A 13,247-nucleotide genomic window follows, 5' to 3' on the forward strand; every position below is an offset into this window, starting at 1 on the left:
CACCCTGATATCCGTCTTTTGACGGATCGTCAGTGGAAAGGGTGAAAAGGTGCGGTAAAAGCGCACCGGTGATGGTGGTAACATCATCAGCCGTACGTCTCACGGGTTGCAAAGCCATGTATATCCAAAGTGTTTGCCGCTGTTGCGGTACAGCAAAACGGCCCGTTTTGCTCTCAACGCACAAGAGACTTTGGAGGGGTAGGCTGCAGGAGCCCGACAGTGATGTCGGGACAAGATAAATGATAAAGCTCCTGATGTTGTTTTAACAATAACAGGATGACAGAACCCGGCTTACAGGCTTGCCTTTTTTAATTCGGCGGATAGTTAACAGTGTTTACTATCCGCCGAATTTTTTTTAATAACCAACAGATTCGGGCAGGTAGCTAACTTTCCAGCAATTTTGTATTGATTATTTGTACACGATTCTTACATTTGTTTATTAATTGAACAACGCATTTGTTATGTTATGCCCTGAGTTGCATTAAAAACGCAGCTTTGTTTTTCATGTTTATTTCATCACTGCGTAACGGCACAACGAACATAAAAAACACGCATGAAGAATTCGAAACTAACACATTGATATTATGGTAGCTAAACAAGTTTTATTTTTAGGATTATTTCTCGTTTGTAGTCAGTTGAATGCACAAGTGTGGTTGCACGATTTTGACCAGGCATGCCTAATGGCGCAAAATGAAAATAAGTTATTGTTAATAGATTTTTATGCCGATTGGTGCGAGCCCTGCAAGCGAATGGATCGTGAAACCTGGTCGCAGGATGCAATTAAAGCAGAAATGACTAAGGTGATTGCGGTTAAAGTGAATATTGATGACCATAAGTCGCTGGCCACAAGGTACAGTATAAAGGCCATTCCGGATGTATTAATTGCAGATGCCTGGGGCGGTGAGCTATACGAGCTTAAAGGGTACAAAAGTGCCTCGCAAATGCTGGCCATATTGGAAACCTTGCCCAATGGAACCGGTGAACTAAATAATTTGTTAAAAAACCTGCAGGAGAATTCTAAAGATGCCGAATTAAATTTGCTTACAGGAAAGTATTATCAGCAGCTGAGTAAAGATTTAGAGGGTAAGGGACAATCGGTTTTTTTACGTATCAGCTTAAATTATTTCGTGAAAGCCAATAAATACTTCGGAAAAGCGAACGAACCGGTTAAGCAAGAAGAAATTGAATTGTTAAAGAGCTATAACCTTGTTCTTGCCGGACGTGCAAAAAAAGTCGTTTCTGATTTTGAAAAAAGTGGTTTCGATCAACTTCACGTAAAAAATAGGGCATTGGCATACTTTATTGCCTGTTCGGCCTATGTTTCGGAAAACGATGCTGTAAACGCAAAATTAATCTACGAAAAAATTTCCCTTGAAAAAGACAGCGAAGAATACCTTGCAGAGCTAACTTCTATGTACCCTGATTTCTTTTAATTGTTTTATTCGTTGAAAAACTCCTTATACCAGGCAACAAAATCCCCAATACCTTTTTCGAGTGGTGTACTGGGTTTGTAGTCAAACTCTTTCTCCAATGCACTTACATCGGCAAAAGTTTTGTATACATCGCCGGGTTGCATTGGGTGAAATTCTTTTAGCGCTTTTTTACCCAGCGCTTTTTCAATGGTTTCAATAAAATCTATCAGTTTAACCGGGTTGGAGTTGCCAATATTGTGCACTTTGTAAGGCGCGTCCGATTCGTTAGAAGGAGGACTGTGAAGTATTTTTACTATCCCCTCAACAATATCATCAATATAGGTGAAGTCGCGGTACAGATCGCCGTTGTTAAATACCTTTATCGTATTTCCCTCCAAAATATTTTTTGTGAATGAGAAGTAGGCCATATCCGGTCGTCCCCAGGGGCCATAAACCGTAAAGAAACGCAAGCCTGTTGATGGCAACCCAAACAAATGACTGTAGGTGTGTGCCATCAGTTCATTGCTCTTTTTGGTTGCCGCATATAAGCTAATCGGGTTGTCAACCGAATCGTTTACCGACAAAGGCATTTTGGCACTATTGCCATAAACACTTGAAGAGCTGGCATAAACCAAATGCTGAATTTTATTATGCCTGCAGGCTTCAAGTATATTAATAAAGCCCACAATATTACTTTCTATATAAGTATGTGGATTTTCAATGCTGTATCGTACACCGGCCTGAGCGGCCAGGTTGCACACCATATCAAATTTCTCGCTTTCAAAAAGTTGATTCATTTGATCGCGATCTTCCAAATTTATCCGAACAAAAGTATACCGCGGTTTTGTTGAGCTAAGCACCTTCTGATGCCAGTTTTTTGCTTCTGATGAGATGCCGGCCTGGGCCAAACGTGCATACTTTAAGTTGGAGGAGTAGTAGTTATTAATGTTATCGATTCCAACAACTGTTGCTCCTTGTTCCAATAATTTATTGCATAAGTGAAATCCAATAAACCCGGCGGCTCCTGTAACTAAAATTTTCATTTTTCAACTTCCTAATGGTTAGGAAATACTTTGTTTTGCACCAGATAATCGAGAATAGCATCCAGGTTTTCCTCATTATTTTCAGGATTAAAAACCAGTTTGGCCTTGGTTGGTGCTTCGTACTCCAAATCAACTCCCGGAAGACCAGAAGTTTTACCCTGTTCCAGTAATTCGTATAATTCGGGCTTGTTTTGCTTGCAATAATCCACATCGGCATCCATATAAAACAGGTGGAAACGCTCTGGGCCAATAATTTCGGCAACCTGTTGGCGCAGGCTTTCGTTGCGGCTGATAAACGAAGCAATGGTTATAATACCCTGGTCGTTCAGCAGTTTGCAAATGTGTGCCACCCTACGCAGGTTTTCGGCCCTGTCGGCAGGAGAATAATCCAGCTCGCGGCTTAAGCCTGAACGCACCGAACTACCGTCGATAAGCACAGCCGTTGCCCCGTTTTCAAATAATTTTTTCTCGAGACTAAAGGCCAGCTCGTTTTTGCCCGATCCGTGCAAGCCTGTAATCCAAATGGTTTCGCCCTTCTGGTTGTACTTTTGTTGGTATTCTTCGGCTTTTATCAGCGCTTCGCCTTTGGCAATTTTGGCCTTGTCTACATCGGTAATCCGCGAAGTCAGGTTTTTGCTATTCAGCTTGTCGATAATCATACCAACTGCAACGGTATTGTGCGTAACCGGGTCGATCAAAATAAACGAACCGGTTTGTTTATTCTTTTTATAGGGATCGAAATACAGCGGTTTGGTAGTGGTAATAGCCACGCGGCCAATTTCGTTGAGCCTGAACTTTTCGATATTTGATTTTTCAAGCGTGTTCACATCTACCTTGTATTTTATCTCGTCGATACGGGCCTTGGTGTTGTTATTGGCCTGTTTGATGTAGAACTGTGTACTGAGGTTCATTTCGCTTTCTTCCATCCATACCAGCATGGCCTCGAACTGGCGCTCCACACGCGGCAGGTTGTCGGGGTGTACCAACATATCGCCACGCGAAATATCGATTTCGTCTTCCAGCGTTACGGTTACCGATTCGGGCGGGAATGCATAGTCTTTTTCACCGTCGTAGGTAACAATTTTTTCCACTTTCGATTTAAGCATCGAAGGCAGCACCATTACCTCGTCGCCTTTTTTTATGATACCCGATGCTACCGAAGTAGAGAAGCCGCGGAACTTAATATCGGGGCGCAAAACATACTGTACCGGGTAGCGCAGGTCATCGAAGTTACGGTCGGAGCTAACGTGTACATTCTCTAAAAATTCCAGCAGACAAGGGCCGTGGTACCAGGGCATGTTGGTGCCGGCTTCTACCACGTTGTCGCCTTTTAATGCCGAAAGCGGAATAAAGTTTACATCGGGAATATCCAGTTGCGTAACAAAAGCTTCGTAATCGGCCTTAATCTCCTCAAAACGTTCTTGTTTATAATCGGCCAAATCCATTTTATTTACAGCTACCACCACGTGTTTTATACCCAAAAGGCTGGCCAGGTAGGTGTGGCGTTTGGTTTGGGTAATTACCCCGTAGCGCGAATCAATCAGGATAATGGCCAGGTTGGCAGTTGATCCACCGGTAATCATATTTCGGGTGTACTGCTCGTGCCCCGGTGTATCGGCAATAATAAATTTTCGTTTGGCAGTAGAAAAGTAACGGTAAGCCACATCAATGGTAATTCCCTGTTCGCGTTCAGCTTTCAGTCCGTCGAGCAACAGGGCATAATCGATTTCCTCGCCGGCATGGCCCACGCGTTTGCTGTCGCGGTGTAAGGCCTCCAGCTGATCTTCGTACAACATTTTACTGTCGGCCATCAGACGACCAATCAGGGTTGATTTGCCATCGTCAACTGAACCAGCGGTTAATAGTCTTAGGAGATCCTTTTTTTGGTCTTGATCTAAGAATTCTTGTATGTTTAATTTTTTTGTTGTCATTTTTTCTTTTTTGCTGTAGTGGTTTTGGAATGAGTTCCCTTCGTCGCGGTGCTCCTCGGGAAATCTTGCAACAAACTTTTTTTGAATCACGGTTCCGCGAGCCAAAGGCGACGCGGTCTCATGCCCTTTCACTGCTCTTCTTAGAAATATCCCTCCCGTTTTTTCTGTTCCATACTTGCTTCCTGGTCGAAGTCGATAACCCGTGTTGTACGTTCTGAAACGGTTACAGTCATCATTTCTTCCACAATTTTTTCGATGGTATCGGCTTCCGACTCAATAGCTCCGGTAAGCGGGTAGCACCCCAAAGTACGGAAACGCACCTTTCGCATTTCGGCTTTCTCGCGCAGTTCTTTTGGCATACGCTCGTCGTCTACTAAAATCAGGCTGCCATCGATATCAACAACTGGACGTTCTTTGGCATAATACAGGGGTACAATCGGGATATTCTCCAGTCGGATGTACTGCCAGATGTCCAGCTCTGTCCAGTTGGAGATTGGGAATACCCGGATGGACTCACCTTTCTGCACACGGCTGTTGTAGATGTTCCACAATTCAGGACGCTGGTTTTTGGGGTCCCACTGGTGAAACTTATCGCGGAAGGAGAAAATACGTTCTTTGGCACGCGATTTTTCTTCGTCGCGACGGGCACCGCCAAAAGCGGCATCAAATTTATATTTGTTTAGCCCGGCCAGCAAAGCCTGGGTTTTCATGATATCGGTATGTACCTTACTTCCATGTGTGAATGGTCCAACGCCACCTTCAAAGCCTTCTTTGTTGTGGTGCACAATCAGGTCCCAGCCTTTTTCTTTAGCGTAATTATCGCGAAACTCAATCATTTCCTGGAATTTCCATTTCGAATCGATGTGCATTAATGGGAATGGCACTTTGCCGGGATAAAAAGCTTTTTCGGCCAGGCGTACCATTACTGAAGAATCTTTTCCGATGGAATAAAGCATTACCGGGTTCTCGAATTCGGCTGCCACCTCGCGGATGATGTGGATGGCTTCGGCCTCCAGTTCACGCAGGTTTGTTAATGAATAGTTATTCATATATCTAGAATTGTTTGTTTTCAACAGCTAACTCCAAACATTCACTGGTAACTTAAGCTTGTGAATTTACCGGTGAAAGTTTTTTGTTACCTGTTATTTTATATTAACAACCGGGCAGCAAGCAAAAATGCTTCATACAAAAAATTGCTTTGGTAAACTGCACTGTAGCTGTATAAAATTCAATTTACTTCTTACAAAACGACTGCAAATATAGAACTTTATTCTGGTTGACTTAGGGATAAAAGACATTTGTGTCTGATGAGAAATTTTATTTAAGAATGATTTTAAATAGCAGATGGATTCTGGGCTTTGTTACTACAGCAATTGTGGTCAGCAGTTCCTTTAATTAGAAGCTCCAGAAATACGGAATTAGGAGCATGGACAGAATAAATGCAATTAAGTTAAGAGGTAAGCCAATCTTTACATAATCGCGGAATTTATAGTTTCCGATAGCCTGGATTATAAGGTTGGTTTGGTAGCCAATGGGTGTTGAAAAACTTGCTGATGCGGCAATGGCAATGGTTACAAAAAAAGGTTTGGGATCGAGATTTAGCTGATGCGAGGCTGCCAGGGCTATTGGAAACACCAGGGCAGCTGCTGCATTATTGGTAATTATTTCGGTAAAAATTGCAGTTATGATATAGAGTGCGGCCATTACGCCAATGGGGCCAAAACCTTTCGAGAAGTTTATGGTGGTGCGTGCGATAGCTTCTGCTGCACCTGAATTTTGCATGGCTTTACTTATGGCAAAAGCACAGGCAATGGTAATTAAAACATCCCAACTAATAGCTTTGGTGTATTTTTGATGAGGCATTATTTTTAACCAAATAAGCAACATTGCCGCGATAGATGAGAAAAAGAACATGTCTAAAGTAATGCCATCGGGTGAGGCAATAAACTTGCCAATGGTTGTGCCAATTACCATAGCCAGCAGAATAATAAAAGCGATCCATTTTTTCCAAAAGGTTCCGGTTGAACGGTAATCGCGAATGTATGATGTGAGCAGAAAAATTTTGGAGTCGCCCCAGTTCTCAATAAATTTTTCGGTAGTGAGTAGCACCAAATTATCGCCGGTTTTTAATTTTAGCTGGTCTTTGTGGCTGGTTATCCGTTCTCCGTTTCGGTGTACTGCAAGTACAACAGCCTGGTAATGGTCGTAAAAGTTAAACTCATGAATTGTTTTTCCAATGGCCGGAAATCTTGGCGATAAAACAGCTTCGTATTGTTTCAGGTTTTCTTTCGGAACATCTTTTATTAAATCTATTCCGCTAAGCTTAACGTTTTGGTTGGCCAATATATAATTTAAACGATCAGATTTTCCGGCAACCAGCAGTTTGTCGTTTTCAAGAATTTTAAATATCCCCTTTCGGGTTTCAATAATATTTCCTTCGCGGTTAATGGTTTGTATAATCAGGCCTTTAAGCTCTTTCATACGGCCATTTCTAATTTCAAGGCCTATTAAATTACTGTTTTCGGTGATAATAATATCGTAATGATAGTCTTTGTATTCGGTAGAACTTTTAGCATTGAAAAAAATCTTCTCACCGGGCAAAAACCTGTTACTGAAAACTGTCATGTAAATGGTGCCGGTAACTGCAATAAAGCCTCCAATTTTTCCCAGTTCAAACATGCTAAAGCCCTCGTGGCCGTTTTCCAGAATTAAGCCATGAACAACCAGGTTGGTTGATGTGCCGATTAAGGTGCACATGCCGCCAAAAATTGTGGCGTACGATAAGGGAATCAGAAATTTTTTAGACGACAGGTTGAGGTTTTCAGACCATTTTTTGATGATAGGAGCAAAAATAATTACAACCGGAGTATTGTTTAGAAAAGCTGATAATACCGATACTGGCAACATTATTTGTGGTATTAATGAAACCATTTTCCGACGTTTGCGGGGAAGATAGGTTTGTGCCAGGCGGTTTAATATGCCCGATTGTCTGATACCTTCGCTAACAATAAAAAGAATGCCAATTGTTATCATTCCTTTATTGGAAAAACCTGCCAGCATCTCTTTGTCGGTTATGGAACCTGTAGCCATTAAAATTATTGCGGCAGAGAAAAAAATTAAACCCGGGCGCATCAATTCTTTTGCCAGGGCAATAATCGTTAACAGTACAATTGCAAGTACAATATATCCTTCGGTACTAATCAAGTTGAATTTGTATTATTAAGTTCTCCCTTTTCAATTCAAAATGTTCTTGAAAAAATCAAAACTACTATTAAAATTTTTGCTCTTCAAATTATTTGTGTGAAATAAAAATGTTCAAGGCGGTAAGGTGTTGTAAGTTGTTGTTTATTTGGCTTTTTTGTGTGAGTTGCGATTGAGAATTGTCAACGAGTCGAAAGCGGAGATAGTAAATCAGAGAAGTAATGTTTCAATTTTTTTTGAAAAAAAATGCCAGATGATTTGTGTGAAAAAAAATAATAATTACTTTTGCACCCGCCTTTGAGAAACAAAGGAACAACAAAGGATGACTCAGTAGCTCAGTTGGTAGAGCACATCCCTTTTAAGGATGGGGTCCTGGGTTCGAACCCCAGCTGAGTCACCAAGTCGGAAATCATTCCGAACCAAAAGCGCTTAAATCGTTGATTTACAGCGCTTTTTTCTTTTGCGGTAATTCATAATAAGTCAAAAAACACCAAAAAAAGGGGACTAAATCGAGACCCATCTATTTTTGGCTAAAAAATAGGTCTCTTTTTTGTAACTCTCTGATATTCATAATTTAATTTGGTCTGAATTGGTCTCTTTTGCTGTTGTGAGACGGCACTTTTTAGGGTAATTTTACCCAAAAAGAGACCTATAGAGACCCTAAAACTTAAAAATTTAGGAGTTATGAGAATCAGAATTAGTCTTCTGTTAAAGAAATCAAAGAGTAAAAACAGCGGTAAATGCCCTGTTTATGCGCGTTGCGTAATGGATGGACGAAGAATTGAGCTGTCAACGTCAATTTTAGTGGATGTAGATAATTGGGATAAAACAAGGCAGGAAATTGCCGGAAGTTCTCATGAAGTTAGAATTCTAAATAATCGCTTATTGAAATTTGTATCTGGTATTTATGATATCTATAATCAGTTGGAAGCGGGCAGAGATGATTTTGATATTTACACCATCAAAGAAAAAATTACGGGTACAAGTTCGAAAGATTATTTTATTGAGCTATTTGAGTCAGTTATCGATTCGATTGAGAAAAAGTTAGGAAAAGGTTACTCCAAAGGAACTTTAAAGCACTATCGTACTTCTCTCACCAGATTGAAGGATTTTGTAAAGGAATTTTATTTTCGGAAAGATGTTGAGATTAAAAAAGTTGATTATACTTTTCTGAGTGCTTTTAACATTTACCTTAAATCCAAACACAATATTGGAACAAATACAGTGTGGGGATATCATCGGCATATTAAGAAGGTCTTGAATGATGCGGTTTCCATGGGATTAATTGTTCGCAATCCATATGAAAATTTCAAGGTAAAAAGAGGTGATGCAAATCGGGACTTTCTTACACTAAAAGAAATAAAAAAAATAGAGAAAAAACGTATTCAGATTGATAGGCTTGCCATTGTACGGGATGTTTTTGTTTTTGCGTGTTACACCGGTTTATCGTATTCTGACATTGCAAAATTGAGCTACCATCACATTCATAAAGGTGATGACGGTGAAGATTGGATTATTATAGATCGGAACAAAACAAAGAACCGATGTCGTATTCCTTTACTTCCGAATGCTTTAAAAATTTTGAGAAAGTATAAAGATTATGCATGGAATGAATCGCAAGGCTTATTATTGCCGGTTCGTTCAAACCAAAAAATGAACGCTTATCTTAAAGAGCTAGCAACCATCTGTGGTATTAAAAAGAATTTATCAATGCATGTGGCCAGGCATTCATTTGCAACATCAGTAACGCTCTCAAATGGAATACCGATAGAGACCGTATCAAAAATGTTGGGACATAATTCTTTAAAAACAACACAAGTATATGCTAGAATTGTTGATAAGAAGATATCGGATGATATGAAGAAATTGAAGGCTATATTGTAAAGGATAAATCTAAATATTCGTATGACGTTCAAGATTAAGGGGAGTTGAATTAGAGTATGATTATACCATATTTAAATGGAGTACCACAAACAAACAAGGGTAAAATAATGCCATTACCTGTTAATTTTAACAAATTCCCGTTGCCTGATTTGTAGTTCCTTTGTGTAAAAATTATTACCATGGAACTAATATTACCTTTTCTTCTTGTTGTATTTGCCAGTTTCTTTCAGGGCACGTTCGGATTAGGAATGAAATTTATAAAGCCACTTGCCTGGGAGGCATGGTGGTTAGTTCATGCGTTTATTGCAATGATACTGTTTCCGATGACCTGGGCATTTATTGCTGTACCTGATCTATTTTCTGTCATATTTTCTACTGATGGTGCAATATTGTTTAAAGCTATGTTGTTTGGCTTTTTGTGGGGAATTGGCGGTATCTTATTCGGGAAAAGTGTTGGAAAAGTTGGCGTATCCTTAACTTATGGAATTGTTATGGGGCTGGCTTCCGCCGTTGGTTCTATCGTTCCATTATTTCAAATTGAAAATGCATCTTCACAACCTGCATTTCCCTTTATTCTTTTAGGCGTAATAATAATTGTAATTGGTGTTGTAATTGTTGCCTATGCCGGAATCCGACGCGATAAACTCAACAATGCCGACACCGGAATTCCAACAGGAAAAGCTTTTCAAATGGGCTTGTTGATAGCTATTTTAAGTGGTGTGCTCTCAGCTTTGTTAAACGTTGGCTTTGCAAATGCAGGGCCTGTGGCCGAAGCAGCTGTTGACGCAGGTTCAAAAACAAACAATTCAAGTTTGGCTGCATGGGTTGTGGTATTATGGGGTGCTTTCCTGATGAATGCCTTGTATGCCATTTCATTACTGATAAAAAACAAATCATTTCATACCTACAAAGGTGCTTTCGGAACCAAAGCCTTTCGTTGGTCGGTTTTAGCCGGACTTTTTTGGTTTGCGGCACTTGGAATTTATGGTCAGGGAGCTGCACTGATGGGAAGCATCGGTCCGGTGATTGGATGGCCTATGCTGCTGGGCTTGTCGTTAATAATAAGTAACATCTGGGCTTATCGCGAAGGCGAATGGAAAAATGTTAAAGTGCCATTCCGAATAATGCTGGCCGGACTAACAACAATCATAATCGCCTGTATAGTTCTCGGATATTCAAACGGATTAAATTAGAACCTCATGAAAATAAAATCAATCGAAAGTTTTATACTGACTGATAAACTGAAGGAAGCCTTCTATTTTTCGCAATGGGAATATTCTGAAAGGAGAATTTGCATTGTTAAGATAACAAGCGATACGGGCCATGTTGGTTGGGGCGAAGGATATGGCCCCGCCGCACTGGTAAAATCAGGGATAGAACACTTAACTCCATATGTAATTGGACAAAATCCTCTTGAAAATGAGACCATTTGGAGCATAATGTACCGTCGCACGCTCGACTTTGCCCGGCGCGGAATCCTGGTTTCGGCAATGAGTGCCATCGATGTGGCTCTGTGGGATTTGAAAGGAAAGATTCTGGAACAACCTGTTCACCTCTTGCTTGGAGGTAAAAAACGGGATAAGATAATTCCTTACGCAACAGGCATGTACTACACAAATTGCCGCAATCTGGGCGATAAACTGGCAAAGGAAGCCGAAGAGTATGCCCGCTTAGGTTATAAAGCAATGAAAATGAAGGTGGGGCTAGGTATTCGCGAAGATATTGAATACGTTGCAAAAGTGCGCAAAGCAATCGGCCCCGATATCGAATTAATGGTAGATTCGAACCATGCCTATAATTTACGAGAGGCGGTGCAGCTTTCACTAGCAATTGAAGAGTACAATATCGGGTGGTTTGAAGAACCAATTTCACCCGAATACTATGAACAATACGCCGAGTTGCGCACAAAAACAAGTATTCCAATTGCAGGCGGAGAGTGCGAGTATACACGTTTTGGTTTTCAGACCTTGTTAAAATCAAATTCGGTTGATATTATTCAACCCGATATTTGTGCAACCGGTGGCCTTACAGAAGCCAAACGGATAGCAACTTTAGCTTCGGTTTACGGCGTGGAATTGGTGCCTCATACCTGGGGAACGGGAATTGCAATTTCGGCAGCTTTACATTTTGTTGCTAACTTAGATGTGATGCCGGGGCGTTTGCGTACCCCAAATTGTTTAATTGAGTATGACAGAACTGAAAACGGTTTGCGCGAAGAATTGACAACCACAGATATGATAGCCGTTAATGGTGAGATTAAGATTAGCGACAAACCCGGCCTGGGATTTGAATTACATGAAGATGCTTTAGAAAAATATGCTTTAAAAAAATAAATCATGGACTACGGATATAAAAAAATGTATATAAACGGCAAACTGGTTGATGCCGTTTCAGGAGAAAAAGAACCCGTAATTTGTCCGGGTACAGGCGAGGTTATTGCCCAAATTGCCTGGGGTGGAAAAGACGATGCCGAATTGGCTCTGAACGCCGCAGCGGCTGCTTTTAAAAAGTGGTCGAAAATGAGCATTAATACGCGAAAAAAGTGGATGGATAAATTGCGTGATGCAGTTATCGAGCGCGAACACGACATTCGTGAAGCGGTGATGTATGAAATGGGAAAAACTTATAATCAGGCCGTTGAAGATTACGAAACGGTAGTAAATGCACTGGAGTGGTATCCGCAGGAAATGCTGCATCGCAGAGATGAGATTATTCCCGATCCGGATGGCACCCATGCCCACCAGATTATAGCACAACCGGCAGGTGTGGCAGTGGGTTACCTTGCCTGGAATTTCCCGCTTTTAAACCTTGGCTTTAAAATTGGTCCGGCGCTGGCTGCAGGTTGTACACTTATTTTAAAACCATCGGCCAATGCGCCAATTTCGGCCTATCTGATTGGCGAAATTATGGAAAGTATTGATTTCCCAAAAGGGGTGGTAAACGTAGTAGCCGGATCAAACGAAGAGCTGGCATTAAGCCTGTCTTCAAGTAAAATACCAAGAGTGATAACTATGATTGGTTCATCTGTTTCCGGCCGTATTGCCATGCAGCAGGCAGCAACTTCAATCAAGCATTTTAGCATGGAGCTTGGTGGAAATGCACCGGCTATTGTTTGTGACGATGCCAATGTAACACAGGCTGTTAACGATTTGGCGGCTCTTAAATTTGGTAATTGCGGACAGGTTTGTGTTTCGCCAAACCGAATATTTGTGCACGAAGATGTTTACGATGAATTTGTGGAACGTTTTGTTGCCAAAGCAAAAAAATTACAGCTTGGTTTTGGTACCGATTCGAAAATAGATATGGGCCCTATTGTTGATGAGCGCTCACGCAACCGCGTAATGAAACTGGCTGAAACAACGCTGGCCGAAGGGGCAAAACTGGAATGTGGTGGCAAAATTCCGGAAGGAATGGAAAAGGGTTACTTTTTTGAGCCTACAGTTTTTACCAACGTAAATCGCAACATGACCATATTCCGTGAAGAAATTTTTGGTCCGCTTGCTGCTATTTATAAATTCTCAGGCGATGATGAGGTGTTGGAAATGGCCAACGACTGCGAAGTAGGTTTATCGAGCTATGTGTATTCAAATAATATTAGCCGAATTCAGAAATTTTCAGCAGAACTTGAAGTGGGCGAAGTACATGTAAACGGATTTAAGTATGCCATTTATTTGCCGCACGGAGGAGTAAAAGAAAGTGGTTTGGGGCACGATTGCTCGCACCTGGCGCTTGATGATTATTTAGAAAAGAAAAGAATTACTGTAAGAGTTTAAGCT

9 protein-coding genes, 1 tRNA gene and 1 other RNA gene are annotated in these 13,247 nt (G+C 41.0%); 7 read left to right on the plus strand and 4 right to left on the minus strand.

The window, feature by feature from the left end:
• Both rnpB and QZ574_RS13440 read left to right on the plus strand, forming a co-directional pair.
• An RNA gene (gene rnpB / locus QZ574_RS13435) (RNase P RNA component class A) lies at positions 1 to 310 on the plus strand; the annotation flags it as partial.
• A gap of 274 nt (positions 311 to 584) precedes the next feature.
• Positions 585 to 1,433, plus strand: a complete 849-nt coding sequence (locus tag QZ574_RS13440) for a thioredoxin family protein (RefSeq protein ID WP_297090340.1) — start codon at positions 585 to 587, stop codon at positions 1,431 to 1,433.
• A gap of 5 nt (positions 1,434 to 1,438) precedes the next feature.
• On the opposite strand, the gene QZ574_RS13445 is transcribed toward QZ574_RS13440, so the two are convergent.
• From QZ574_RS13445 to QZ574_RS13460, 4 genes are all read right to left on the minus strand, one after another.
• Entirely contained in the window at positions 1,439 to 2,455 is a 1,017-nt protein-coding gene (locus QZ574_RS13445; protein ID WP_297090342.1) for an NAD-dependent epimerase, read from the minus strand.
• A gap of 11 nt (positions 2,456 to 2,466) precedes the next feature.
• Positions 2,467 to 4,386: a sulfate adenylyltransferase subunit CysN gene (cysN, locus tag QZ574_RS13450; protein WP_297090344.1), complete on the minus strand. Its 1,920-nt coding sequence runs from the start codon at positions 4,384 to 4,386 to the stop codon at positions 2,467 to 2,469.
• Between the two features lie 140 nt (positions 4,387 to 4,526).
• On the minus strand, positions 4,527 to 5,435 hold the full coding sequence (gene cysD / locus QZ574_RS13455) for a sulfate adenylyltransferase subunit CysD (RefSeq protein WP_297090346.1): 909 nt from the start codon (positions 5,433 to 5,435) through the stop codon (positions 4,527 to 4,529).
• 346 nt (positions 5,436 to 5,781) lie between these two features.
• Positions 5,782 to 7,590, minus strand: a complete 1,809-nt coding sequence (locus QZ574_RS13460; protein WP_297090348.1) for an SLC13 family permease — start codon at positions 7,588 to 7,590, stop codon at positions 5,782 to 5,784.
• A gap of 321 nt (positions 7,591 to 7,911) precedes the next feature.
• On the opposite strand from QZ574_RS13460, the gene QZ574_RS13465 reads away from it, so the two are divergent.
• From QZ574_RS13465 to QZ574_RS13485, 5 genes are all read left to right on the plus strand, one after another.
• Positions 7,912 to 7,987: transfer RNA gene (locus tag QZ574_RS13465), tRNA-Lys, on the plus strand.
• Between the two features lie 284 nt (positions 7,988 to 8,271).
• Positions 8,272 to 9,471 carry a site-specific integrase gene (locus tag QZ574_RS13470; RefSeq protein ID WP_297090350.1) on the plus strand — a complete coding sequence of 400 codons (1,200 nt, stop codon included), beginning with the start codon at positions 8,272 to 8,274 and terminating at the stop codon, positions 9,469 to 9,471.
• A 179-nt stretch (positions 9,472 to 9,650) separates the two neighbouring features.
• On the plus strand, positions 9,651 to 10,664 hold the full coding sequence (locus QZ574_RS13475) for an L-rhamnose/proton symporter RhaT (RefSeq protein WP_297090352.1): 1,014 nt from the start codon (positions 9,651 to 9,653) through the stop codon (positions 10,662 to 10,664).
• Positions 10,665 to 10,670: 6 nt separating this feature from the next.
• Positions 10,671 to 11,804: a mandelate racemase/muconate lactonizing enzyme family protein gene (locus QZ574_RS13480; RefSeq protein WP_297090353.1), complete on the plus strand. Its 1,134-nt coding sequence runs from the start codon at positions 10,671 to 10,673 to the stop codon at positions 11,802 to 11,804.
• 3 nt (positions 11,805 to 11,807) lie between these two features.
• Positions 11,808 to 13,244, plus strand: a complete 1,437-nt coding sequence (locus tag QZ574_RS13485; RefSeq protein WP_297090355.1) for an NAD-dependent succinate-semialdehyde dehydrogenase — start codon at positions 11,808 to 11,810, stop codon at positions 13,242 to 13,244.
• The last annotated feature ends 3 nt before the right edge of the window (positions 13,245 to 13,247 follow it).

It is taken from the genome of uncultured Draconibacterium sp. (genome assembly GCF_913063105.1).
GTDB lineage: Bacteria > Bacteroidota > Bacteroidia > Bacteroidales > Prolixibacteraceae > Draconibacterium.

Bases quoted from the DNA above. Each gene is read 5' to 3' on its own strand.
- QZ574_RS13445 (WP_297090342.1), bottom strand. From the start codon at position 2,455: ATGAAAATTTTAGTTACAGGAGCCGCCGGGTTTATTGGATTTCACTTA.
- QZ574_RS13480 (WP_297090353.1), top strand. From the start codon at position 10,671: ATGAAAATAAAATCAATCGAAAGTTTTATACTGACTGATAAACTGAAG.
- QZ574_RS13485 (WP_297090355.1), top strand. From the start codon at position 11,808: ATGGACTACGGATATAAAAAAATGTATATAAACGGCAAACTGGTTGAT.
- QZ574_RS13470 (WP_297090350.1), top strand. From the start codon at position 8,272: ATGAGAATCAGAATTAGTCTTCTGTTAAAGAAATCAAAGAGTAAAAAC.
- QZ574_RS13475 (WP_297090352.1), top strand. From the start codon at position 9,651: ATGGAACTAATATTACCTTTTCTTCTTGTTGTATTTGCCAGTTTCTTT.
- cysD (WP_297090346.1), bottom strand. From the start codon at position 5,435: ATGAATAACTATTCATTAACAAACCTGCGTGAACTGGAGGCCGAAGCC.
- QZ574_RS13440 (WP_297090340.1), top strand. From the start codon at position 585: ATGGTAGCTAAACAAGTTTTATTTTTAGGATTATTTCTCGTTTGTAGT.
- cysN (WP_297090344.1), bottom strand. From the start codon at position 4,386: ATGACAACAAAAAAATTAAACATACAAGAATTCTTAGATCAAGACCAA.